We start from the raw sequence: 23,641 nt of genomic DNA, 5'->3' as shown, positions 1-23,641 counted from the left end.
CGTCGTCACCCCTTCAACCCGCTGGTGCTGACGCCTTCGACCAGCAGGCGCTGGAAGGCGAGGAAGAACAGGACGATCGGCACGAGCGCGAGCGCCGACATGGCGAACATCGCGCCGAAGTTCGACTCGCTGCTGGTGTCGACGAACAGCCGCAACCCCAGCGGCACGGTGAACTTCTCCGTGTCGTTCAGGTACACCATCTGCGTGAAGAAGTCGTTCCACGTCCAGATGAACGTGAAGATCGACGTCGTGACCAGCGCCGGTTTCGACAGCGGCAGCACGACGTGCCAGAACGTCCGGTAGACCGAGCAGCCGTCGATGGTGGCGGCTTCGTCGAGCTCGCGCGGGATCCCGCGCATGAACTGCACGATGAGGAACACGAAGAACGCCTCGGTCGCCAGCAGCTTCGGCAGGATCAGCGGGACGAACGTGTCGACCAGGCCGGCTTGCTGGAAGATCACGTACTGCGGGATGAGCGTGACGTGGTAGGGCAGCATCAGCGTCGTGATCATGAACGCGAACAGCGCGCCGCGGAACCGGAACTCCAGCCGCGCGAAGGCGAACGCGGCCAGCGAGCAGGACAGCACGTTCGCCACGACCGACAGCCCCGCGACGAGCACCGAGTTGAGGAAGAACCGGCCGAACCCGACGTCGGCCGCCCCTTCCCAGCCCTTGGTGTAGCCGTCGAAGACGAACCGCGTCGGCAGCAGGGAAAGCCGGGACAGGATCTCGTCCGGCGGCTTGACCGACGCGAACGCCAGCCACACCAGGGGGTACAGCACCACGGCGACGATCACCAGGCACAGCACGTGCCACCCGAACGAGCGGGCCGTGCGCGGCAGCGCGGTCATGAGCGCTCCTCGGCGTCGTCGTAGAACACCCACAGCTTCGCGGTCCGGAAGACGATCGCCGTCACGATCGCGATCACCGCCAGCAGTACCCACGCCATCGCCGACGCGTAGCCCATCCGGAAGTCCTGGAACCCGACCTCGTACAGGTACAGCGTGTAGAACAGGTCCGCGTCGGCCGGGCCGCCGCGGCCGCCGCCGATCACGAACGCGGGCGTGAACGCCTGGAACGCGTGGATGGCCTCCATCACCAGGTTGAAGAAGATCACCGGCGAGAGCAGGGGCAGCGTGATGTGCCGGAGCCGCCGGACGGAGCCGGAGCCGTCGATCGCCGCCGCCTCGTGTAGCTCCGCCGGGATCTGCTTGAGCCCGGCCAGGAAGATCACCATCGGCGCGCCGAACTGCCAGATCCCGAGCAGCACGATCGAGGCCAGGCTGAACCGCGGGTCGTCCACCCAGCTCGGCGTGTGCCAGCCGAAGAAGGCCAGCACCTCGTTCACCGGGCCGCCGCCCGTGAACAGCGCCCGCCACACCAGCGCCGCCGCGACGCTCGCGCCGAGCAGCGACGGCGCGTAGAACGCGGCCCGGTAGAAGCCGCCGGCGCCGCGGCGGGTGTTGAGCAGCATGGCCACCAGCAGTGAAACGGTGAGCTTCAGCGGTACCGAGACCAGGACGTAGATCAGCGTCACCTGCACCGACTGCAGGTAGCGGTCGTCGTCGGTGAACATGTGCGCGAAGTTGCCGAAGCCGACCCACTTCGGCGAGGTGAACAGGTCGTAGTCGGTGAAGGACAGGTAGAGCGAGACGACCATCGGGCCGACGGTCAGCGCCACCGCGCCGAGCAGCCAGGGCGTCAGGAACGCGAAGGCCTCCGGCCGGCTCCGGCGCCGGTGTCCGGCCGGGCGGTCCCGGTGCCGGACGCGCGCGGCCGCCTCGGTGGCGACCGGCGGATCCGGGGTGCGCACGGTCGTCATCGGCTAGCCCAGCGCCTTGCCGGCCTCGGACAGGAACCGGGTCACCGCGTCGTCGACGCCCATCCGGCCGAACGCGACCTCCTCGTAGGTGCGCTGGAGGAGCTTCTGGATCGCGCCGGCGCCCTTGGGCGGGACCGGCGGCGCGGCGCCGAGCTTCGGCTCGAGCGCGGCTTCGTAGTCGTAGAGCGTCTTGTCGGCGCCCTTCGCGCTCGCCGCCAGCTCGGCGCGGACCTTCAGGTTGGGCGCGAGCCCGCGGTCGGTGCCGACGATCTTGCCCACTTCGGGGTCGTTGACCAGGAAGTCGACGAGCTTCGCCGCCGCCTCCTGCTGCGGGCTGCGCGCGGACACCGCCAGGAACATCGACGGCCGCCGGTACTGCCCGGTGTTCCCGGCCGTGTCCGCCGGGTACGGCGCCACGTTCAGCGGCTTGCCGTTCGCCTTCTGGTAAGCGGGCAGCAGGTTGTCGTAGGCGAACTCGGAGCTGGTCAGCTTCTTGCCGAGCGGCGACTGCTCGGGCGAGGTGTTGTAGGAGGCCGTGACGTCGGCGGGGGACGCGCCGTTGCTGTCGCGGAACCGGCCCGCGAGCTGCCAGTACCGGCGCAGGTCGTCCGCGGTGAAGCCGAGCTTGCCCTCGGGGCTGTAGAACTGCTTGCCCTGCTGGCGCAGCCAGATCTCCAGGGTGGTGTCGAGGATGCCGAAGTCGGTGGTGCCGCGGGCGCCGCCGGCGGCGCTCACCTTCCGCGTCGCGTCGGCGTACTGGTCCCAGGTGAGGCCCTTCGCCGGGTCCGCGCCCGCCGCGGTGAACGCGGCCGGGTCGTAGAGCATCGCCGGGGTGTTCTGCGCCCACGGCACGGCGTACCGCTTGCCCTGGTAGACGCCGGTGGCGGCGAGCTCGGGGTTGACGTCGGCGAGCGACACCGACTTCCCGGCGCCCTGGTTCAGGTCGGCCAGGACGCCCCGGCCGCCGTACTCGGCCAGGTAGCGCGTGTCGACGTTGAGGACGTCCGGCGGCTTCCCGCCCGCCGTCTGCGTCGCCAGCTTTTCCCAGTAGGCGGCGTACGCCGAGAACGACGTCTGCACCTTGATCTTCGGGTTCTTCCGCTGGAACAGCTCGACGGCCTTCTTCGTCAGGGTGGCCCGGCCGTCACTCCCCCACCAGACGAAGGTGATCGTCACGTCCCCGCCGTCGCCGGAGTCCGAGCCGCACGCGGCCACCCCGGTCAGCAGCAGCGGCACCACCGCGGCCAGCGCGACGAGGGTCCGCCGCGGTCTTGTCCGACGCATCGAGCTCTCCGTTCCCAGCCGGTCAGCACTTTTCCGAAAACGCCGTCAGCGGGGTCACGGTAGGCAGCGCACGCGACTCGTGTCAACGGGCGCATCACCGCAACACCCCTTGTGCAGCAACGCTTTCCCTTGAAAACGGGCAGCGCGAGAAAGCGCTTACAGCAATCCCGGGTGGACACGGGGCTGCCAGCGCTGGGGCACCGGGGTTCGTCACCCAGTGCGTTCCGCCCACGGGACGCCGACGTCGGAGAACAGCGCCGGCCGGCCGGCGGCGACCTCTTCGCCGATCCCGCGCACCACCGCCGGATCACCCGCGCCCGCCCGGGGATTGCGGCGGCAGCGGGCGTCGGTGCGGATCCACGCGCCGGCCGCGCCGGCCGCGCCGGTCACGGCCGGCTTCGGTGGGTCCGCGACGGTGCGGCGCCTGCTCCCCGACATGGGTCTCCGATCGGCACGGCCGGCTCCGGCCGTGCGGGAACTGACGAATGGGCAGTTCGGGAGAAACTTCCGATGGTCACGGTAGGGCGTTCGCGACAAGTGTGTCAATGTCCGGGACGCGCCCTCGAATTCGTCGAAAGGAGGGTACTCCGAACGGCGGTCGCCGGTTCGAGTAAGCGCTTACTCGAACCGGAAACACGACTTTGTCCGCGAATGCACGGCGGAATCGGTGACCGAACGGAAATAGTTGCCAGGCGTTTCCGTGATGGTGCGGTCCTCATCGTCCACGCGACCACGGCCCCGCCGGCGGCGCTAGTCCCCGAAGACGTGCCGCTCCAGGAACGGGTTGCGGAACTTGCCCCCGGGATCGAGTTTCCCCGCCAGCGCCCGGAAATCCGCCAGCCGCGGGTACTCCCCGCCGACCGCGTGGAAGAGCTTTCCCCAGTGCGGCCGGGCCCCGAACGGCGCCAGGCGCTCCTCCAGCACCGGCAGCACCGCCTCGACCTCGGGCTGCCGCGGCTGCCACGTGAAGTGCAGCGCCACGCGGTCACCACCGTGGCACGGGCTCAGCCACAGCTCGTCGCCCGCGATCGCGCGGATCTCCGACACCAGCAGCAAGGGCGCCACGAGGTCGCCGATCTCCCGGACCGCCTCGATCGCCGCCACGGCGTCGGCGTACGGCACGAAGTACTCCGTCTGCAGCTCGTCCCCGACGCTCGGGGTGAAGGCGAGCGCGAAGTGCGGGAGCCGCTCGTGCCACGGGCCCGGCACCCCTTGCTGGGGAGTGCCGTTGTCGGCGGCGATCCCGGCCGCGTGCGCCGGATGGCGGGGGCCGTCGGCCGGCACCGCGCCGAACAGGCCGGGGCGCGCGGTGAACGCGTCCACGCGGCTCTTGACCCACACCTGGTCGATCGTGTCGTTCACCCAGTTCGTGAACATGCTCACGCTGTAGCCGGCGTCCTCGATCTCGTCGAAGTGCCGGGACGCGGCCTCCCAGGGCAGGGCGTCGAAGACGTCCTGCCGGACGTCGAACGCGGGCACGACGTCGAGCGTGAGCCGCGTGACGACGCCGAACGCGCCCAGCCCGACGACCACGCCGGCGAACTCCGGGTCGGCCCGGGTGAACGTCCGCAGGTCACCGTCCGCGGTGACCAGCTCGACCCCCGACACGGCCGCGGCGAGCCCGGGCTGCCGGCGTCCGGAGCCGTGGGTGCCGGTCGCGACGCTGCCGGCCACCGTGATGTGCGGCAGCGACGCGAGGTTCGGCAGCGCGAAACCCGCGGCGTGCAGCTGTCCGGCGAAGTCGCCGTAGCGCGCGGAGCCGCCGACCGTCACGCTGCCGTCGTGGAACTCCAGAGGGACCTCGAGCGCGCGCAGGTCGAGCAGGACGCCGCCGGGTGAGTCCGCGATGTCGTTGAAGCAGTGCCGGCTGCCCAGCGCCTTGACGCGCGACGCGCCCGCGACGGCCGCCCGCACCTCGTCGACCGTGCGCGGGGCCACCACGGCGTCCGCGGCGTAGGCGTGGTTGCCCGCCCAGTTCGACTCGCCCAATGTCCCTCCACAGTGCCGGATCCCACTGCCGGATCCCAGTGCCGGATCCCCGCCACCGACCCTACGCGGCCGCCGCGCGCCAGAAGTCGCGCATCCACTCCGGCGGTACCGGGTCGTCCGCGCCGACCTGGGTCAGCAGCACCGCGACCGTGCCGGTCGAGGGGACGACGTGGGCGGTCGTGCCGGTGCCACCGACCCACCCGTAGCGGCCGGGGACGGTCCACGGCTCGACGGCCGCGACGTCCACCGTGCCGCCCATCCCCCAGCCCTGGCCCGCCAGGAACAGCGCGCCGATCTCGCGCTGGGCCGCGGTGGTGTGGTCGGTGGTCAGCGCGCGGACCGATTCGGGGCTGAGCACCCGCCGGCCGTCCGGGGCGGCACCGGAGGCGAGGAGCATCCGGCCGAAGGCCACCCAGTCCCCCGCCGTCCCGGCCAGGCCGCCGCTGCCCAGCGGCAACGCGGGCATCGTGCGCCACTGGCCGTCCGGCGGATCGGCGAGGACGAGACCGTCCGCCGTCTTCTTGTAGCAAGCGGTGAACCGGTCGCGCCGCTCCGGGCCGACGACGAACCCCGTGTCCGCCATGCCCAGCGGTGCGAAGATCCGCTCCTCGAACAGCTCCGGCAGCGACCGGCCGGACGCTCGGGCGGCGAGGATGCCCTGGATCGTGGAACACGTGTCGTACAGCCACGCCTCGCCCGGCTGGAAGGCGAGCGGCACCTCGGCCAGCCGCTCGAGCCAGACGTCCGGCGGCGGGAAGCTCTGCACCTCCCGGCCGTCTCCCTGCACGGGGAACAGCGCCTGTACCGCCGGGAGCGTGAAGTCCGACGCGAAGCCCCAGCCGGCTTGGCCGGTCAGCACGTCGAACACCGTGATCGGCCGCTTCGCCGGGACGACGTCGGCCACCGGGCTCGACGGCGTCCGCACCACCATCGGGTCCGCCAGCTCGGGCAGCCACCGGGTGATCGGGTCGTCGAACGCCAGCGTGCCGTCGTCCACGAGGGTGAGGACCGCGGCTGCGGTGATCGGTTTGGTGATGGACGCGATCCGGAACAGCGTGTCTTCGGCCACCGGCCGGCTGCCTTCGACGTCGGCCGAGCCGACCGCCACGACTTGCCGGTCTCCGCCCCGGTCGACGACGGCCACCGCACCGGGCAGCGTCCCGGAGTCGACGTGGCGTTGCAGGGTTTCCCGCAGGCTCATGATCCTCCCCAGGTCCGTGCCCGCACGATAGTCAGCGGGCGGGGATGATCGCCTGGTGGGTGCCGCCGAGGCCGTGCGGGCTGAGCAGCCGGCCCATCCGCTTCGGCATCCGCAGCGTGATCGCGCGGTCGAGGACACGCGCCCCCGGGGCCGCGGCCGCCAGGCGCTGCTCGTAGCCCGTGCAGCCGGCCGGCTCGCGCAGCCACGCCGACACCACCAGGTTGCCCTCCCCCACCACCGCGGCCGAGAGCCGGGTTTCCGGCAGCTGCGCGATCGCCGTGCCCGCGCGGTCCAGGTCGGCGGCCGCGAGGTCGAGGCGGTAGCCCGCGATCACCGGCCAGCCCGCCGGGACGTGCGCGAGGTCGCAGCGGAAGTCGAGCTCGTGGTTGCGCAGCATCCGCGCCAGCGTGCGGCGCACCGCGGACTCGCTCATCCGGCAGTCGCGGGCCAGCTCGGCGTAGCTGCGCCTGCCGTCCTCGCCGAGGGACTCGACCAGCGCGCGCACGTCCCGGTCGTCCCACTGCTGCGGGACGACCAGCCGGGCCTGCACCGCCGTCTCGTCGAGCACCGCCCGCTGTTCCGGCGCCAGCGCGTTCACCAGCCAGCCGCTGCCCTCGCGGTACACGCGCGTCGCGACGGCGAAGCGGACCTCGCGCACGCCGGGCAGGGCGCCGAGCCGGCCGGTGACCAGCTCGTCCAGCGCGTCGAGGTCACGGGCGGCCAGCGAGAGGAACAGCGCGAAGCGGCTGGTCGTGCGCTCGACGCTGAACACCGCCGGCCAGCCGCACAGCTCGCGGGTCAGCTCGGCCAGCGCGTCCGGGCGGCAGGCCAGGTCGACGTAGCCGACAGTGGTCGTCGGAGCCGTCGCGTAGGCGGTGAGCCAGGCCAGCCCGGCCGCCTGCAGCCGGTCCCAGCGGCGCGCGGCCGTCGTCGCGTCGGTGCCGACGGCGGCGGCGATCCGCGTCCACGGCGCCCGCGGGTCGCGCTGCAGCGCCTCGACCAGCGCGAGGTCCGACCCGGTCAGCCGCGCCGGTTCCGGCTGGGCCGCCGTGGGAACGGGCATGGCGCATTGTGCCCCGATCATGATCACCTGCCAAGGGACCGCCGGACGTGCCGGCGGCCCCGCTGCCCTACCGGCGCCGCAGCCTCGGCACCACGACCGCCCCGGCCACCAGCACCAGGGCACCGCCGAGCACGAACGGCAGCACCGGCACCCCGTCGGCGTCCGCGGCCGGCACCGCGCGCTCGCGCCCGCCGTAGCCGCCGCCCGCGCCGTCGCGGTCGTAGGCCGAGCCCGGCAGCTTGTCCGCGTACCGCCGGTGCAGCTGAGCGCGGTAGTCGGCGAGCGCCAGCCGGGTGCCCGCGGCCAGGCCGGTGACCGAGCCGTCGAGCACCGTCACGGTGTCGCCGTGCACCGCGTACCAGGCGTTGACCTGGGGTTCGTGCAGCAGGTAGCCGCCGGCCGAAGCCTCGGCGTACTTCCGTTCGTAGTCACCCGAGGCGACGTTGACGACGGTCCACGCCGCGCCCTGCCGCTCCGCCCAGACCGTCGCCGTGGTGCCGTCGCCGGTCCGCGCCGGCACCGCGACGTAGGCGAGCGCGGCCGGGACGTCCGAGGTCCCGGCGACGAACGCCGCCGTCGGCTCGTACACGGCGACCTGGGTGCGCGGGTCGGCGTCCGCGCTGCTCGACGCGGCCGCGCGGGCGCCGGGGAACTTCGTCCCGGCGAGCCGGTCGAGGGTCTGCCTGCCGCCGGCGACCTGCCCGATCGCGGCGGTGTCGGCCGCGGTCGGGGTGCCGGCGGGCCCGGTCGCCGCACCGGCGGCACCGGCCGTGGTGAGCATCGCGGCGCCGGCCAGCACGGCCGCGCCCAGCGCTTTCTTCAGCACGCTCATCCCTCGATCCCGTACAGCGTGTGGGTCCACTGGAACTGGTTGTTCGAGCGGTAGGTGTCGTAGTTCATCGAGTTGTAGCGGCTGTTGTTCGGCCACGGGTCGCCGTATTCGACCCGGGTCGCGCCATTGGCGTTGTCGTAGCCGTAGAGGACGTGCATGTGCCCGCCGCCGGAGCGCCAGCCGATCCGGGTGCCGATCGGCTGCCCCGCGTCGATCTGGTTCTTGATGGTGGTGAAGGAAAGGACCTGCCCGTTCGAGTTGTACGACCCGACGTTCGTGAAGCCGAGCCAGCGGAAAACGCGCTGCTGGTCGGACAGGTAGCCCTGGTTGTTGGCGCAGTCGCTGCCGGACTCGTTGTGGGCGACCTGGCAGAACTTCGTCTGGGTGAGCGAATATCCCCAGTAGTCGGCGATGGTGTTGCCGCTGGCGTCCCAGCACCACTGGTCCTTCTGCTGGGCCTGCATGGTGATGCCGAGATCGGTCCGCGCGGCGGCCGCGGTGGCGGGCGCCTGCAGCGCGACGACGGCCACCGCGGCCGAAACCGCCGCGAGTCCACGTAGGACTCCTGAAGTGGTTTTCACGAAGTGGTCCTCCAGCCGGTGAGGATTCGACCTGGTGGCAGGGAATACTCCGCGCACCGCGGCGAGCCCGGTACCTACTAAGGGAGGATCACGTTGGGAGGGAACGGTTTCCGGCGGATCCCGGCATTTCCCGGGCGCCGGATTCCGGCATCGGCTCCGGCCCGCCGGGCGGATTCCGGCGGGCCGGGCCGCGCGGGTCAGCTCACCGTCGTCGTGCCGAGGGTCGCGTCCTGGTCCGGCGGGTCGAGCGTCAGCGCGACGTCGAACTCGCCGAGGCTGCTGTCGGTGACGACGTGCGTGGTCGCCGCGGCGTCGACGCTGCTGGTGGCCTCCCCGGCCGGGGTGCCGGCCGGGACGGTGAAGTCGACCTGGCCCTGGGCGGTGAACTTCAGGCTGCCTTCGGCGGGGACGGGCGTCTCCGGGATGGGCAGCTCGATCGGGATGGCGACCGACTGGCCGGCGATCGCGACGTTCACCTGCGACTTGATGGTGCCCGAGATCTTGGTGGCGCCGACGAGCCGCAGGCCGTCGCCCGCCGCCTGGCCCGCGTCGACGTCGAGGCTGAACGGCACCGAAACCGGGGTGCCCGCCGTGGCGGTCGCGGGGATGTCCGCCTTGACCACGACGGTGACCTGCTGGTCGCCGATCAGCGGGAAACCGCCCTTGTAGGTGAGCGATTTCTCGGCCGCCGCGGCCGGTCCCGCGGAAACCACGGCCAGTGCGCCCGCCAGGAGCGCGGCCAGCCCCATTCCTCGGAACCTTTTTTTCCGCACGAGGGTTTCCGTCATGTCTGGTCCTTTCGTCGTCGAACGGCGTTTCGAATGCTAGGCGGAAACTTCCCAACCGGCCAATGCGCTTTCTCGTGGTTGCATAATTTGTCACATGCGATGACGGTGACGGCTTTGTTTTTTGTCATGCGCGCCTTCCGGCGTGACAATTTCCCGGTTCCGCGCGCTCACGTGCGTCAGCGTCGCGAGAGCGCGGGTGTAGTGCCGGTGTAGGGGCCGCGCGCAGGGTCGTCCGGGTCGGAAACCCCGTCCCCGAGGGAGAAGTGATGCGCACGATCCACCCGGCGGCCACGCTCGCGGCCGCTTTGCTCGTCGGCGGCGCGACCGTCGCTTCGGCGGCCCCGGCCGACGTCTACGCGGAGGTGACCGCCGCCGACGTCGCCGACCCGGGCGCGGTGATCGTCGACTCCCCGGCCGCGCTGGCGGCCGCCCGCACGGCCGCGCAGGCGATCGCGTGGTACTCGAGCCGCAACGGAAGCACGGCGTACCAGGGCTACTGCGAGAAGGCGGCGCGGCTGGCGTGGAACCGCACGACGCACCACCCGAGCGCGATCGAGCACTGGCGCTCGTCCGACGGCGCCCGCCACACGACGGGCACCCCGCCGCGGGGCGCGTTCGTGTTCTGGAACATTTCGGCCTACGGCCACGTCGGCATCGCCGACGGCAGCGGCGGGGTCTGGGCGACGAGCGTCAACGGCGCGATCGGCCACGCCCGGCAGGGGTACTTCGCGAACTACCTGGGCTGGAAGCCGGGCAACGGCAACTGACCGAACCGACGTGCGCGGCTCGTTCCTGTCATCTGGCGACGGGAACGAGCCGTGCACTACCTCGCCGCCGGAGTCCTCGCCCGCCGGACCCGGTCCAGCAGCTCCAGACCCGTCGTCTCGCCCTGCCGGTTCCCGGTTTCCCGGAACACCCGCACCGCCCGGTCGCACACCCCGCGCGCCTGGGTCCGCTCGCCGGCGGCCAGCAACGTCTGCCCGATGCCCAGCAACGCGTACGCGCTGCACCGCTCGTCGTCCAGGTCCTCGAGGATGCCCAGCGCCGAGCGCAGGCACGTCAACGACTCCGGCAGCCGGCCCCGTTCCCGGTGCAGCGTCCCCAGCTCCGTCAGCACCTTCGCTTCGCGATGGGGGTCCTCGATCTCCCGCGCCAGCTCACGCGCCTGCCGCAGCCACGCGTCCGCCTCCTCGAACGAACCCAGCAGCGCGTACGTCGTCCCCACCGAGTTCCGAAGCTGCGCGACGCCCCGGCGGTCGCCCGCCCGCTCCAGCCCGGCCAGGGCCCGGCGGTAGAACCCGAGCGCCGCGCGCGGCCGGTCGCGGACTCGCGCCACCGTGCCCAGGCCGGCCACCGCCAGGGCTTCCCCGCGCACGTCGCCCAGCGAAGCGAACAGCGACGCCGAGCGTTCCATGTCGCGGACCGCCTCCGCGTATTCGTCGTGGTAGAGCCGCACCTGGCCGAGCCCGCGGTGCAGCACCGCCACCCCGAGGCGGTTGCCCGCCGCCTCGGCCGCCGCCAGCGCCGTCAGGTGGCTTCGCCGCCACTCGTCGTACGCGCCGCGCAGGTCGTAGAACGGGACCGCCGTCGCCGTCAGCTGCCAGGCCAGCTCGTCGAGGCCCGCGTCCGCCGCCAGCTGGACCGCGGCCGCCAGCAGCTTGCGCTCCGCGGTGAACCAGCCCAGCGGGTCGGCGGGCCCGGCCGTCGCCACCGGCGGGCCGACCGGCGGCCCGGTCATCGCGCCGAACGCCGGCGGCAGGCTCGCCGCCGCGGTCTTCGCCAGCGCCAGCAGCGCCGTCAGCACCCGGGTGAGCGCGTCCCGCCGCACCGCTTCCGGCTCCGCGGACAGCAGTTCCGCCGCGTGGCAGCGCAGGAGGTCGTGCAGCCGGTACCGCGGCCGGTCCCGGGAATCCCGCCCCACCAGCGCGACGAGGTTCGCGTCGACGAGCACGTCGAGGACCTCGTGCGCGTCCGCGCGGTCCAGGAGCGCGTCGACGACCCAGCTCGGGAAGTCCTGGGCGCCGAGCACCGCCGAGCGGCAGAACGCCGTCCGCGCGGACGCCGGCAGCTGGCGCAGGCTCAGCTCGAAGCTCGGCCGGACGCCGAGGTCGCCGACGCGCAGCTCGTTCAGCCGGCTCGATTCGTCGGCCAGCCGCTCGTGCAGGGTCCGCAGGCTCCACGCCTGCCGCCCGGCCAGCCGCGCGCCCGCGACGCGGATCGCCAGCGGCAGGTAGCCGCAGCAGCGCACGATCGCCGCCGCCGCGGCCGGTTCGCCGGCGACCCGGTCGCCGCCCGCCACCGCGGCCAGCAGGTCGAGCGCCTCCCGCTCGCCGAACACCGGCAGCTCGAGGTGCTGGGCGCCGGCCAGCTCCGGCAGCCGCCCGCGGGTGGTGACCAGCACCGCGCACCCGGCGTCCCCGGGCAGCAGCGGGCGGACCTGCGCGGCCGACGCGGCGTCGTCGAGCACCAGCAGCACCCGCCGCCCGGCCAGCCGCGAGCGGAACACCGCGGCCCGCTGGCCGAGCCCGGCCGGGACGGTGGTGCCGGTGACGCCGAGGACGTGCAGGAAGTCGGCGAGCACCTCGGCCGGGTCGCGTGGCGCGCCGGTGCCCGCGAGGTCGACGTAGAGCTGCCCGTCCGGGAACCGGCCGGCCAGGCGGTGGGCGACGTGCATGGCCAGCGCCGTCTTGCCGGTTCCCGGTGCCCCGGTCAGCACGACGGGCGCCGGTCCCAGCGCGGCCGCCAGCTCGCGGACGTACTCCGCGCGGCCGGTGAAGTCGGGCAGGTCGGCGGGAAGCTGGCGCAACGGCGGGGAAACCGGCGACGGCGGCACGGGCTCGTCCGCCAGGATCGCCGTCTGCACCGCCCGCAGCTGCGGCCCGGGCTCGACGCCGAGTTCGGTGACCAGGCGCTCGCGGGCCGTCGCATACGCGCGCAGCGCTTCGGCTCGGCGGCCCGCTCCGGTCAGCGCGAGCAGGTACTGCCGCCACAGCCGTTCCCGGTACGGGTGTTCGGCCAGCAGGACGGTGAGCTCGGCGATCGCCGCGTCGTGGCGGCCCAGCCGCACCTGCAGCGCGAGCCGTTCCTCGACGGCGGCCAGCCGGTTCTCCACCAGCCGCCCGAGTTCGGCGTCCCACGCCGGCGCCGTCGGCAGGTCCTCCAGCGGCTCGCCGCGCCACAGCGATTCCGCGTCGGCGAGCAGCGTCACCGCCGTCTCGGGCGCGTCCGCCCGCTCGGCGTCGGCGACGAGCCGGGCGAACCGGTGCGCGTCGACGGCGCCGGGGTCGACGGCCAGCGAGTACCCCGGGCCGTGGGTGCGCAGGGCGGCGGCGCCGTCGGGCAGCAGCCGGCGCAGGCGCCACACGTAGGTCTGGAGGTTGGCGGTGGCCGACGTCGGCGGCTCGCCCGGCCAGATCGTGTCGACGAGCTGCCCCGGCGGGACGGTCCGGTTCGCGTTGAGCAGCAGGTGGGCCAGCAGCACCCGCTGCTTCGTCCCGCCGAGCGGCACCGGCCGGCCGCCGACCGTCACGGTCAGCGGTCCGAGCAGCTGAAACCGCACTTCAGGCTCCATCGCGCACCCCGTTCCCGCGGCCACCCCCAGGCGGCACCCCGTGGCCGGACTGTAACCGGGGGTGGCCGCGGGACGGGCGGGATTCGCGCACTTTCGGGACAGCGCGCCAGAACATGTCACCGGCTGCGCCGGACGGCCCACGACGAAAGTCGCGTTGTGGATCAACCGACTATCGGCGGGTTTCGGAGATTCACCCACAGCGGTGACGGTAGGTGCGTCCTTCACCACACGTCACCCGCGAGACCCCCGGTCCGCGGCAGGAGGTTGATCCTAAAGTGCGTATCGCGCGAACCGGCATAGTCGTCTCCGGCGTTTTGTTCTCGGCCCTCGCGGCCGCGGCGCCCTCTTTGGCCGCCCAGCCGGCCATCATCGACGGCGGCAACGCCGACTCGCTCCACTCCGCGGCCCGGATGTTCGCCGGTGGCCAGGAGATCTGCTCGGCGACGATCATCGCGCCCGACTGGATCCTCACCGCCCGCCACTGCACGCAGGGCGCCGACGGCCAGCCGATCAGCTTCCACGTCGGCGACCTGGACCAGACGAAGGGCACCACGGTCAACGCCACGTCCGTGCACGAGGCGCCCGACTCCGACATCGCCCTGGTGCAGATCGACCAGCAGGTGCAGACGGAGTACGCGCCGCTGGGCAGCGAGGGCGACGTCAAGGTGGGCGACCAGGCCGAGGTGTATGGCTGGGGCGCGACCTGCACCGACAAGCCCGAGATCGAGTGCCAGTCGCAGCTGCTGAAGGTCGCGAAGGTCAGCGTGACCTCGATCGACTGCCCGGACGGCGCGGCGGGCGTCTCGGTGTGCGCGAACCGCGGCGACGGCATCACGGCCGGCGGCGACTCGGGCGGTCCGATGTACGCGAACGGCAAGCAGGTGGGAGTCGCTTCGACGAGCGACCGGCAGTCCTACACCGCCTACATCAACATCACGAAGTACCGCGACTGGATCTCCTCGACCGCGGGCGTCTGAGCCGCTTCCCGACCGCGCCCGCCGTGTCCACTGTGGACACGGCGGGCGCGGTGGCGTGGCGGCCCGCGCGCGGCCCGGGTAGCGTCCACGTTCCGTGGGAGAAGTCCTCGAAGCCCTGGCCCTGGCCGGGTCGATGACCTGGGAGATCCTCTGGGCCCTGATCCTCGGGTTCCTGCTCTCGGCGGTCGTGCAGGCGGTCGTCCGGAAGTCGACGATCGTGCGGCTGATGGGCGACGACCGGCCGCGCACCCTCGCGGTGGCGTCGCTGCTGGGTGCGGCGTCGTCGTCCTGCTCGTACGCCGCGGTGGCGCTGGCGCGGTCGCTGTTCCGCCGGGGCGCGCACTTCACCGCCGCCATGGCCTTCGAGATCGGCTCGACGAACCTGGTCGTCGAGCTCGGGATCATCCTGGCCCTGCTGATGGGCTGGCAGTTCACCGCGGCCGAGTTCGCCGGCGGCCCGATCATGATCGTGCTGCTGGCCGTGCTGTTCCGGATCTTCGTCCGCCGCCGGCTGCTCGACCGGGCCCGCGAGCAGGCGGACAAGGGGCTCGCCGGATCGATGGAGGGCCACGCGGCGATGGACATGTCGGTCCGGGGCACCGGCACGTTCCGGCAGCGGCTGTTCTCGGCCGACGGCTTCACGGCGGTGGCGAACGTGTTCGTCATGGAGTGGGCGGCGATCCTGCGCGACCTGGTGATCGGGCTGCTGATCGCCGGCGCGGTCGGGGCGTGGGTCCCGGAGTCGTGGTGGCGGGCGCTGTTCTTCACCGACCACCCGGTCGCGTCGGCGATCTGGGGGCCGATCATCGGGCCGCTCGTGGCGATCCTGGCGTTCGTCTGCTCGATCGGCAACGTCCCGCTGGCCGCGGTGCTCTGGAACGGCGGCATCAGCTTCGGCGGCGTCATCGCGTTCATCTACGCGGATCTGCTGATCCTGCCGATCCTCAACATCTACCGGAAGTACTACGGCGCCCGGATGACGCTCGTCCTGCTGGGCACGTTCTACGCGGCGATGGTCGGCGCCGGCTACCTCGTGGAACTGCTCTTCGGCGTCACGGGCCTGATCCCGGCCGAGCGCTCGGCGACGGTGATGCACGAAGGCATCGCGTGGAACTACACGACGTGGCTGAACATCGCGTTCCTGCTGCTCGCGGCGGCGCTGGTGGTGCGGTTCGCCCGCACCGGCGGCCTGGGCATGCTGAAGATGATGGGCGGCTCCCCCGACCACGAGCACCACCACGGCCACGAGTGAAGGCCTTGCCGGCCCGGCGAGAGTGAGTGTACAGTCACTCACATGACGAAACGCGGTGCCACGCTCTCCACCTCCGACGCCCGGCGGGACGTCGTCGTCGACGCCGCCATCGCCGAGTTCGCCCGGGGCGGGTACCACAGCACGCCGATCAGCGCCGTCGCCGCCAAGGCCGACATCTCCCCCGCCTACGTCTTCAAGCTCTTCCCCGGCAAGGTCTCCCTCTTCGTCGCCGCGCTCGACCGGTGCTACGAGCTCGTCGCGCACGCCCTCTCCAACGGCGCCGCGCGCGCCGAGGGCGGTGACCCCGAGAAGATCCTCCACGAGATGGGCGGCGCCTACGCCGAGCTCATCGGCGACCGGAACCTGCTCATGCTGCAGGTGCACGCCCAGTCCGCCGCGGACACCCCCGAGATCGCCGACGCCGTCCGCCGCGGCCTGGCCAAGGTGACCGAGCTGGCCAAGGCCCGCTCCGGCGCCGAAGACGACCAGGTGCAGCGGTTCATCGCCTACGGCCAGCTCTGCCACCTCATCGCCACCCTCGACCTCGACGAGCACACCGGCCAGTGGGCCGCCCTCCTCGCCGCCGGCATCCGCCACCCCGGCAAGAACTGAACCCGGCCGCCGGCCCCTTTTTCGCGCCCATCAAGTGATTGACCAGTCACTCACAACCGGAAGGAACCACCATGACCGTCACCGAAATCGTGCTTCCCGGCCTCGTCGAGCCCGACGGCCTGCGCGTCGAGCACCGCGCCCTCCCCAAGCCCGGAGCCGGAGAGGCCTTGATCCGAGTCGAAGCGAGCGGGGTTTCGTTCGCCGAACAGCAGATGCGGCGCGGCAAGTACTACGACCAGCCGCCGTTCCCCTTCGTACCCGGCTACGACGTCGTCGGCACCGTGCTCGAAGCCGAGAACCCCGCGCTGGTCGGCCGCCGGGTGGCCGCCATGACCAAGATCGGCGGCTGGAGCAGCCACCTCGTCCTCGCGGAAGCCGACCTCGTCCCCGTGCCCGCAGAACTCGACGCGGCCGAGGCCGAAACCTTCGTGGTCAACGGCATCACGGCGTACCAGATGCTGCACCGGTGGGCGAAGGTGCCGGCCGGCGGCACGATCCTCGTCCACGGTGCGAGCGGCGGCGTCGGCACGACGCTCGTCCAGCTCGCCCGCGCCGCCGGGATCACGGTGATCGGGACCGCGTCGGCCCGCAACCTCGACGCCGTCACCGCGCTCGGCGCGACCGCCCTCGACTACCGCGGCGACGTCCCGTCGCAGGTCCGCGCGCTGGCGCCGGGCGGGGTCGACGCCGTCTTCGACCACGTCGGCGGACCCGGCATCGTGGACTCGTTCCGGTTGCTCGCACCCGGCGGCGCGCTGATCGCCTACGGCAGCGCGTCCACCAAGGACACCGGCGGCAACCCGAGGCCCGCCGTGCTGAAGCTGGTCGCGCGGCTGCTGTGGTGGAACGCGCTGCCGAACCGGCGCCGGACGCACTTCTACAACGTCTGGGGCGGCAAGCGGAACCTCGCCCGCTTCCGCGCGCGCCTGGCCGAGGACCTCACGGCCGTTTTCGCCCTGGCGGCGAAGGGCGACCTCAAGCCGCAGGTGGCCGCACGGATCCCGCTCACGGAGGCCGCGAAAGCCCTGGCGCTGGCGGAATCCGGGACGGTGACCGGGAAGGTCGTGCTCGTCCCCTGAACGCACCGAAGGCCACCACGCAACCGTGCGTGGTGGCCTTCGGGTCGAGCGCGGATCAGTCCGTGCCGAACTCCATCGCGGCGCTGTCGAGCAGCTCGACGTCGTCGGTCTTGCCGCGCGAGGCGATCGCCTCCGCGCCACCCTCGGGCATCGCGCCGATGAGCCCGGTCGACGCGGCCTGGGCGGCGCCGATCAGCTTCGGGTTCGAGCCGCCGACCATGCCGAGGCTCGCGTACTGCTCGAGCTTCGCCCGCGAGTCGGCGATGTCGAGGTTGCGCATGGTCAGCTGGCCGATGCGGTCGACCGGGCCGAACGCCGAGTCCTCGGTCCGCTCCATCGACAGCTTGTCCGGGTGGTAGCTGAACGCCGGGCCGGTCGTGTCGAGGATCGAGTAGTCCTCGCCGCGGCGCAGCCGCAGCGTCACCTCGCCGGTGATCGCGGTGCCGACCCAGCGCTGCAGCGACTCGCGCAGCATCATCGCCTGCGGGTCCAGCCAGCGGCCTTCGTACATCAGGCGGCCGAGGCGGCGGCCTTCGTTGTGGTAGCTGGCGAGGGTGTCCTCGTTGTGGATGGCGTTGACGAGCCGCTCGTAGGCGGCGTGCAGCAGCGCCATGCCCGGGGCCTCGTAGATGCCGCGGCTCTTGGCCTCGATGATCCGGTTCTCGATCTGGTCGGACATGCCGAGGCCGTGCCGGCCGCCGATGGCGTTGGCCTCCAGCACCAGGTCGACGGCGGTGGCGAACTCCTTGCCGTTGATCGTCACCGGCCGGCCCTGCTCGAAGCCGATCGTGACGTCTTCGGCGGGGATCTCGACCTCGGGGTCCCAGAACGCCACGCCCATGATCGGCTTGACGATCTCGATGCCGGTGTCCAGGTGCTCCAGGGACTTGGCCTCGTGCGTGGCGCCCCAGATGTTGGCGTCGGTCGAGTAGGCCTTCTCGGTGCTGTCGCGGTAGGGCAGGCCGTGCGCGAGCAGCCACTCGGACATCTCCTTGCGGCCGCCGAGCTCGGTGACGAAGTCCGCGTCGAGCCACGGCTTGTAGACGCGCAGGGAGGGGTTGGCCAGCAGGCCGTAGCGGTAGAACCGCTCGATGTCGTTGCCCTTGTAGGTGGAGCCGTCGCCCCAGATCTGGACGTCGTCCTCGAGCATGGCGCGCACCAGCAGCGTGCCGGTGACGGCGCGGCCGAGCGGGGTGGTGTTGAAGTAGCTGCGGCCGCCGGTGCGGATGTGGAACGCGCCGCAGGTCAGCGCCGCGAGCCCCTCTTCGACGAGGGCTTCCTTGCAGTCGACGAGCCGGGCGATCTCGGCGCCGTACTGGCCGGCGCGGCCGGGCACCGAGTCGATGTCGGGCTCGTCGTACTGGCCGATGTCGGCGGTGTAGGTGCAGGGCACCGCGCCCTTGTCGCGCATCCACGCGACCGCTACGGAAGTGTCGAGGCCACCGGAGAAGGCGATACCGACACGCTCGCCGACGGGCAGGGAAGTGAGCACCTTGGACATGCGAATGATTATGCACGCCCATGCATCGTCGTGCAATCCGGGGGTGCGCCGGGTCACGGAAATCCCGTTGACCTGGGTGGTTCGGTGGGATCATGCGGATGCACGCGGATCAGCACGCCATCGACACCGGCCTGGTCCGGCGGCTCGTCGACGGGCAGTTCCCCCGGTGGGCCGGGCTGCCGCTGGTTCCCCTGGCCTCCGGGGGCACGGTCAACGCCGTGTACCGCCTCGGGGACGAGCTGACCGTCCGGCTGCCGCTCACCGAGGGCGGCGCCGGTGACATCGCGAAGGAACAGCGGGCCCTCACCGCGCTCGCCCCGCTGCCCGCGGCGGTGCCGGCCGTCGTCGCCATCGGAGAGCCCGCCGAGGGGTATCCGTGGCCGTGGGCGGTGCACGGCTGGCTCGACGGCGCACCGGCGCTCGAAGGCCACGCGGTCCACGGCCTGGCGGAGTTCATCCTCGCGCTGCGGGCGAACACCGCGGCGGGGCCCGCGGCCCCTCGCGGGTGGCCGCTGTCCACCGTGGACACCGCCACCCGCCGGGCGATCGGCGAGCTGAGCCGTACCGTCGAGCCGTTCGATCCGGAGGCCGCGCTCGCCTTGTGGGCCGAAGCGCTCGACGCTCCACAGTGGACCGGACCGCCGTGCCGGCTGCACGGGGACCTGATGCCGAGCAACCTGCTGCTGCGCGACGGCCGGCTGACCGGAGTGCTCGACTGGGCCACGGCCGGGCTCGGCGACCCCGCCGGCGATCTGGTCCCGGCGTGGAACCTGCTGACCGCCGGCACCCGGCCCGCCTTCCGCGACGCCCTGGCGCCCGACGACGCCACCTGGGTACGCGGGCGGGGCCGGGCGCTGTCGATGGCGGTGATCCAGCTGCCGTACTACCGGCACACGAACCCGGTCATCGCCGCCAACGCCCGTTACGTGCTCACGGAGCTGGAGTGCGTCCCGGCTCCGTGAGCACGCCGGATCAGCTCGGCAGCAACGCCGGCGCCGCGAGGCGGGTGGCGTTCGCCGCCGCGTCGTCCGGGGCTTCCTGGGCCGAGCGCTCCGCCTCGACGCGGGCCAGGTAGTTCGCCACCTCACGGTCGGTGCGGTGCGAATCCCAGCCCAGCCGCGGTGCCATCAGCGCGGCCACGACGGGCGCCGCCGCGACGCCCCGGTCGCGCTCCTCGATCGAGATGCGCGTCCGCCGCGTCAGGACGTCCTCCAGGTGCAGCGCGCCTTCGTGGGAGACCGCGTAAACGGCCTCCACGCGGAGGTACTCCGACGTCTCCGTGATCGGCGAAGCCAGCGAAGGATCCTCCTCCATCAGCTCGACGAGGTTCCAGATCCGCGTGCCATACCGCTGCAGGAGGTGCTCGACCCGCGTCGACGAAAGGCCGGTCCGCGAGGCGACGGAGTGCCGGTCGGCCCACAGCTCGTGGTAGCCCTCGGCCCCGGCGATCGGCAGGCGGTCGGTCCACGACGGCGGGGCCGGGCGGCCGAGCTCCTCGACCACGACGTCGACCGCGTCCGCGGCCATCACCCGGTACGTCGTGTACTTGCCGCCCGCCACGATCACCAGGCCCGGCACCGGGTGCGCGACCGCGTGCTCCCGCGACAGCTTCGTCGTCGCGGCCGCCTTCGCCGCGAGCAGCGGCCGCAGGCCCGCGTAGACGCCCTCGATGTCGTCGTGCGTCACCGGCGTCCGGAGCACGGCGTTGAGGTGCTCGAGCACGTAGTCGACGTCCGCGCGGCTCGCCGCCGGGTGCTCGCGGTCGAGGTCCCACTCGGTGTCGGTGGTGCCGACGATCCAGTGCCGTCCCCACGGGATCACGAACAGCACGCTCTTCTCGGTGCGCAGGATCAGCCCGGTGTCGAGGTCGATCTTCTCCCGCGGCACCACGAGGTGGATGCCCTTGGACGCGCGGACGGTGAACGGCGCGGGGATCCCGGCCGCCTCCGCCATGTCGTCGCTCCAGACACCCGTCGCGGCGACCACCGTCTTCGCCCGCACCTCGATTTCGGCGCCGCTCTCGCGGTCGACGACCTTCGCGCCGACGACCCGCTCGCCGTCGCGCAGCAGCGAGGTGACGCGCGCCCGCGTCAGCACCGAAGCGCCCTGCTCGGCCGCCGTCCGCGCGATGGTCATCGTGTGGCGGGCGTCGTCGACCTGGGCGTCGTAGTACTGGATCGCGCCGATCAGCGCGTCGTCGGCCAGGCCGGGCGCGGCCTTGAAGGCGCCGCGCTTGGACAGGTGCCGGTGCCGCGGCAGCGCGCGGGCGCCGCCGAGGGTGTCGTACAGCGTGACGCCGGCGCCGATGTAGCCGCGCTCCCACACCCGGTGCTGCAGCGGCACCAGGAACTTGACCGGCCGCACCAGGTGCGGGGCCAGCTTCTGCAGCAGCAGCCCGCGCTCCTTGAGCGCCTCGCGCACCAGCTTGAAGTCCAGCTGCTCCAGGTAGCGCAGGCCGCCGTGGATCAGCTTGGACGACCGGCTGGACGTGCCGGCGGCGAAGTCGCGGGCCTCGACCAGCGCGGTCGAGAGCCCCCGCGACGCGGCGTCGAGCGCGACTCCCGCCCCGGTCACTCCCCCGCCGACAACCAGGACGTCGATCTCTTCGTTCGCCAGCTTGCGCAGCGCGTCGGCGCGGTACTGCGGGGAAAGTGCGGTCACGGTGTTCCTCCTCATCATCACTGCACGTCGACCCAGTCGAGCGTGCGGCCGACGGCCTTCTGCCAGCCCGCGTAGCCCTCGGCGCGCTGCTCGGCGGTCCACGTCGGCGCCCAGCGCTTGTCCTCGTTCCAGTTCTGCTCGAGCTCGTCGGTGGACTTCCAGAACCCGACGGCCAGCCCGGCCGCGTAGGCGGCCCCGAGCGCGGTGGTCTCGGCGACGACCGGCTTCGACACCGGCACGCCGAGGATGTCGGCCTGCAGCTGCATGCACAGCTCGTTGGCGGTGACGCCACCGTCCACACGCAACACGTCGAGTGTCACGCCGGAGTCGTTCTGCATGGCCTCGACGACGTCGCGGGTCTGGTAGCAGATCGCCTCCAGGGTGGCCCGCGCGATGTGAGCGTTGGTCGAGGCCCGGGTGAGCCCGACGATCGCGCCGCGGGCGTCCGAGCGCCAGTACGGCGCGAACAGGCCGGAGAACGCCGGCACGAAGTAGACGCCGCCGTTGTCCTCGACCTGGCGGGCCAGGCTCTCGCTCTGCGCCGCGCCGCTGATGATGCCCAGCTGGTCGCGCAGCCACTGCACCGCCGACCCGGTCACGGCGATCGAGCCTTCCAGTGCGTAGACCGGCTTGTCGTCGCCGAACTGGTAGCACAGCGTCGTGAGCAGGCCGTGCTTCGAGCGGACGAGCTCGTGGCCGGTGTTGAGCAGCAGGAAGTTGCCGGTGCCGTAGGTGTTCTTGGCCTCGCCGGGCCGGAAGCAGACCTGCCCGACGGTGGCCGCCTGCTGGTCGCCGAGGACACCGGTGAGCGCGACCTCGCCGCCGAGCGGGCCGTCGGCGCGGGTGGTGCCGAAGAAGCCGGGGTTCGACGACGGCCGGATCGCCGGCAGCATCTGCTTCGGGACGTCGAAGAACGACAGCAGCTCGTCGTCCCAGTCGAGGGTCTCGAGGTCCATCAGCATGGTGCGCGAGGCGTTGGTCGGGTCGGTGACGTGCACGCCGCCGTCCGGCCCGCCGGTGAGGTTCCAGATGAGCCACGAGTCCGTGGTGCCGAAGAGCGCGTCGCCCTTCTCCGCGTCCTCGCGCACGCCGTCGACGTTCTCCAGGATCCACTGCAGCTTGCCGCCGGAGAAGTAGGTCGCGGGCGGCAGGCCGGCCTTGCGGCGGATGACGTCGCCCTTGCCCTCGCGTTCCAGCGCGGAGGCGATCCGGTCGGTGCGGGTGTCCTGCCAGACGATCGCGTTGTAGTACGGGCGCCCGGTGCGGCGGTTCCACACGACGGTGGTCTCGCGCTGGTTGGTGATGCCGAGCGCGGCCAGGTCGCCGTGCGTCAGGTTGGCCTTGTTGAGCGCGGTCGCGATGACCGAGCGGGTGCGTTCCCAGATCTCGGTGGCGTCGTGCTCGACCCAGCCCGGCTTGGGCAGGATCTGCTCGTGCTCGAGCTGGTGGCGGGCGATCTCGTTGCCGCCGTGGTCGAAGATCATGAAGCGGGTGCTCGTGGTGCCCTGGTCAACGGCGCCGACGTAGTCAGGCATGGGTGTTCTCCGTTTCAGTTGGCGGGCTCGAAGTCCTTGGCGGGCATGGCGTCCAGGGGCTCCCCGGCGGGCAGGTGCCGCTCGATGAGGAACTTGTAGATCGCGCCGCCGATCACGGCGCCGATCACGGGTGCCACGATCGGGATCCACCAGTACGGGAAGCCGTACTGGTCGGACCACGCCGTGTCGTAGCCGGTGAGCCAGGACGCGAACCGCGGGCCGAAGTCGCGGGCGGGGTTGATGGCGTAGCCGGCGTCGGTTCCCCAGGCCATGCCGATGGCGACGACGAGGAAGCCGACGACGACCGGGGCCAGGTTCGCGCCCGGCGAGGTGTTGCGGAGGTCGGTGATGGCGAAGATCACCAGGACGAGGATCGCGGTGCCGATGATCTGGTCGCGGAAGGCGCCCCAGTCACCCACCGGGAGCGTGCCGTTACCCGGAAGGGTGGAGAAGACACCCTGGGTCTTGATCGTCAGGCCGGGGTCCTTGGCGTTGAGCACCTCGGTGTAGTTCCAGCGCACCAGCAGCGCGGCGAGGAAGGCGCCGGCCGTCTGGGCCAGCGCGTAGGGGGCGACCTTGCGCCATTCGAAGCCCTTGAAGACCGCGAGCGCGACGGTCACGGCCGGGTTCAGGTGCGCGCCGCTGATCCGCGAAGCGACGTAGACACCGAGCGTGACGCCGAGTCCCCAGGCCCAGGCGATGCTGTCGTGGTCCCCGATGCCCGCGGCGACGACCTGCGCCACCACCCCGCACCCGAAGAGGATGAGGATCATCGTCCCCACGAACTCGGCGGCCATCTCGCCGGCGAGTCCGTGGGCCTTGAGGTTTCGCACCATTGCTTCCTCCACAAAGGACCGTTCATTCCCCCTGGTGAAGGAAAGTTAAGTTCGGGT

Annotated in this window: 21 protein-coding genes; 6 read left to right on the top strand and 15 right to left on the bottom strand. The window is 72.2% G+C overall.

The annotated features are described in order from the left end of the window. Positions 1-5: 5 nt before the first annotated feature. The 10 genes from ACWEVP_RS33405 to ACWEVP_RS33360 all read right to left on the bottom strand — a co-directional run bounded on the left by ACWEVP_RS33405 (position 6) and on the right by ACWEVP_RS33360 (position 9,560). Positions 6-851, bottom strand: a complete 846-nt coding sequence (locus ACWEVP_RS33405; RefSeq protein WP_452066543.1) for a carbohydrate ABC transporter permease — start codon at positions 849-851, stop codon at positions 6-8. Beyond that, positions 848-1,822 (bottom strand): carbohydrate ABC transporter permease, encoded by a 975-nt coding sequence (locus ACWEVP_RS33400; protein WP_452066542.1) that lies wholly within the window; start codon positions 1,820-1,822, stop codon positions 848-850. Before ACWEVP_RS33400 ends, ACWEVP_RS33405 begins: the two co-directional genes overlap by 4 nt. Positions 1,823-1,825: 3 nt before the next feature. Next, positions 1,826-3,106, bottom strand: a complete 1,281-nt coding sequence (locus ACWEVP_RS33395) for an ABC transporter substrate-binding protein (RefSeq protein WP_452066541.1) — start codon at positions 3,104-3,106, stop codon at positions 1,826-1,828. Positions 3,107-3,316: 210 nt separating this feature from the next. Continuing rightward, on the bottom strand, positions 3,317-3,544 hold the full coding sequence (locus ACWEVP_RS33390) for a hypothetical protein (protein ID WP_452066540.1): 228 nt from the start codon (positions 3,542-3,544) through the stop codon (positions 3,317-3,319). Between the two features lie 312 nt (positions 3,545-3,856). Then, a complete protein-coding gene (locus ACWEVP_RS33385) occupies positions 3,857-5,095 on the bottom strand; it encodes an FAD-binding protein (RefSeq protein WP_452066539.1) in 1,239 nt (412 codons plus the stop codon). 61 nt (positions 5,096-5,156) lie between these two features. Beyond that, on the bottom strand, positions 5,157-6,296 hold the full coding sequence (locus tag ACWEVP_RS33380) for a serine hydrolase domain-containing protein (protein WP_452066538.1): 1,140 nt from the start codon (positions 6,294-6,296) through the stop codon (positions 5,157-5,159). A 31-nt stretch (positions 6,297-6,327) separates the two neighbouring features. Further along, entirely contained in the window at positions 6,328-7,359 is a 1,032-nt protein-coding gene (locus ACWEVP_RS33375; protein WP_452066537.1) for an Lrp/AsnC family transcriptional regulator, read from the bottom strand. 67 nt (positions 7,360-7,426) lie between these two features. Further along, positions 7,427-8,191 (bottom strand): hypothetical protein, encoded by a 765-nt coding sequence (locus tag ACWEVP_RS33370; protein WP_452066536.1) that lies wholly within the window; start codon positions 8,189-8,191, stop codon positions 7,427-7,429. After that, complete coding sequence (locus tag ACWEVP_RS33365) at positions 8,188-8,772, bottom strand: papain-like cysteine protease family protein (protein WP_452066535.1); 585 nt, start codon at positions 8,770-8,772, stop codon at positions 8,188-8,190. Before ACWEVP_RS33365 ends, ACWEVP_RS33370 begins: the two co-directional genes overlap by 4 nt. Positions 8,773-8,969: 197 nt before the next feature. Beyond that, positions 8,970-9,560 (bottom strand): DUF6801 domain-containing protein, encoded by a 591-nt coding sequence (locus ACWEVP_RS33360; RefSeq protein WP_452066534.1) that lies wholly within the window; start codon positions 9,558-9,560, stop codon positions 8,970-8,972. Between the two features lie 266 nt (positions 9,561-9,826). On the opposite strand from ACWEVP_RS33360, the gene ACWEVP_RS33355 reads away from it, so the two are divergent. After that, positions 9,827-10,327: a hypothetical protein gene (locus tag ACWEVP_RS33355; RefSeq protein WP_452066533.1), complete on the top strand. Its 501-nt coding sequence runs from the start codon at positions 9,827-9,829 to the stop codon at positions 10,325-10,327. A 56-nt stretch (positions 10,328-10,383) separates the two neighbouring features. Here the strand turns inward: ACWEVP_RS33355 and ACWEVP_RS33350 are convergent, their stop codons facing one another. After that, on the bottom strand, positions 10,384-13,119 hold the full coding sequence (locus ACWEVP_RS33350; RefSeq protein WP_452066532.1) for a BTAD domain-containing putative transcriptional regulator: 2,736 nt from the start codon (positions 13,117-13,119) through the stop codon (positions 10,384-10,386). A gap of 287 nt (positions 13,120-13,406) precedes the next feature. Between ACWEVP_RS33350 and ACWEVP_RS33345 the strand changes: the two genes are divergently transcribed. The 4 genes from ACWEVP_RS33345 to ACWEVP_RS33330 all read left to right on the top strand — a co-directional run bounded on the left by ACWEVP_RS33345 (position 13,407) and on the right by ACWEVP_RS33330 (position 17,051). Further along, complete coding sequence (locus tag ACWEVP_RS33345; protein ID WP_452066531.1) at positions 13,407-14,108, top strand: S1 family peptidase; 702 nt, start codon at positions 13,407-13,409, stop codon at positions 14,106-14,108. Between the two features lie 94 nt (positions 14,109-14,202). Beyond that, entirely contained in the window at positions 14,203-15,360 is a 1,158-nt protein-coding gene (locus ACWEVP_RS33340; RefSeq protein ID WP_452066530.1) for a permease, read from the top strand. A gap of 42 nt (positions 15,361-15,402) precedes the next feature. Continuing rightward, complete coding sequence (locus ACWEVP_RS33335; RefSeq protein WP_452066529.1) at positions 15,403-15,972, top strand: TetR/AcrR family transcriptional regulator; 570 nt, start codon at positions 15,403-15,405, stop codon at positions 15,970-15,972. Between the two features lie 71 nt (positions 15,973-16,043). Continuing rightward, the gene (locus tag ACWEVP_RS33330) at positions 16,044-17,051 is read left to right on the top strand and encodes a medium chain dehydrogenase/reductase family protein (protein WP_452066528.1); all 1,008 of its coding nucleotides are present in this window, start codon (positions 16,044-16,046) and stop codon (positions 17,049-17,051) included. A gap of 55 nt (positions 17,052-17,106) precedes the next feature. Here the strand turns inward: ACWEVP_RS33330 and argG are convergent, their stop codons facing one another. After that, positions 17,107-18,552 carry an argininosuccinate synthase gene (argG, locus tag ACWEVP_RS33325; RefSeq protein WP_452066527.1) on the bottom strand — a complete coding sequence of 482 codons (1,446 nt, stop codon included), beginning with the start codon at positions 18,550-18,552 and terminating at the stop codon, positions 17,107-17,109. Positions 18,553-18,641: 89 nt separating this feature from the next. Here argG and ACWEVP_RS33320 point away from each other — a divergent pair, with 89 nt between their 5' ends. Continuing rightward, a complete protein-coding gene (locus ACWEVP_RS33320) occupies positions 18,642-19,514 on the top strand; it encodes an aminoglycoside phosphotransferase family protein (RefSeq protein WP_452066575.1) in 873 nt (290 codons plus the stop codon). Positions 19,515-19,524: 10 nt separating this feature from the next. On the opposite strand, the gene glpD is transcribed toward ACWEVP_RS33320, so the two are convergent. The 3 genes from glpD to ACWEVP_RS33305 are packed head-to-tail and all read right to left on the bottom strand — an operon-like array spanning position 19,525 to position 23,584. Then, positions 19,525-21,231 (bottom strand): glycerol-3-phosphate dehydrogenase, encoded by a 1,707-nt coding sequence (gene glpD, locus ACWEVP_RS33315; protein ID WP_452066526.1) that lies wholly within the window; start codon positions 21,229-21,231, stop codon positions 19,525-19,527. Next, positions 21,231-22,748 carry a glycerol kinase GlpK gene (gene glpK, locus ACWEVP_RS33310; RefSeq protein WP_452066525.1) on the bottom strand — a complete coding sequence of 506 codons (1,518 nt, stop codon included), beginning with the start codon at positions 22,746-22,748 and terminating at the stop codon, positions 21,231-21,233. The genes glpD and glpK overlap by 1 nt, the downstream gene beginning before the upstream one ends. 14 nt (positions 22,749-22,762) lie before the next feature. Next, entirely contained in the window at positions 22,763-23,584 is an 822-nt protein-coding gene (locus ACWEVP_RS33305; protein WP_452066524.1) for an MIP/aquaporin family protein, read from the bottom strand. Positions 23,585-23,641 lie beyond the last annotated feature (57 nt).

The organism is Amycolatopsis sp. NPDC003865 (assembly GCF_053605345.1).
This window is presented reverse-complemented; position numbering and strand designations above follow the sequence as displayed.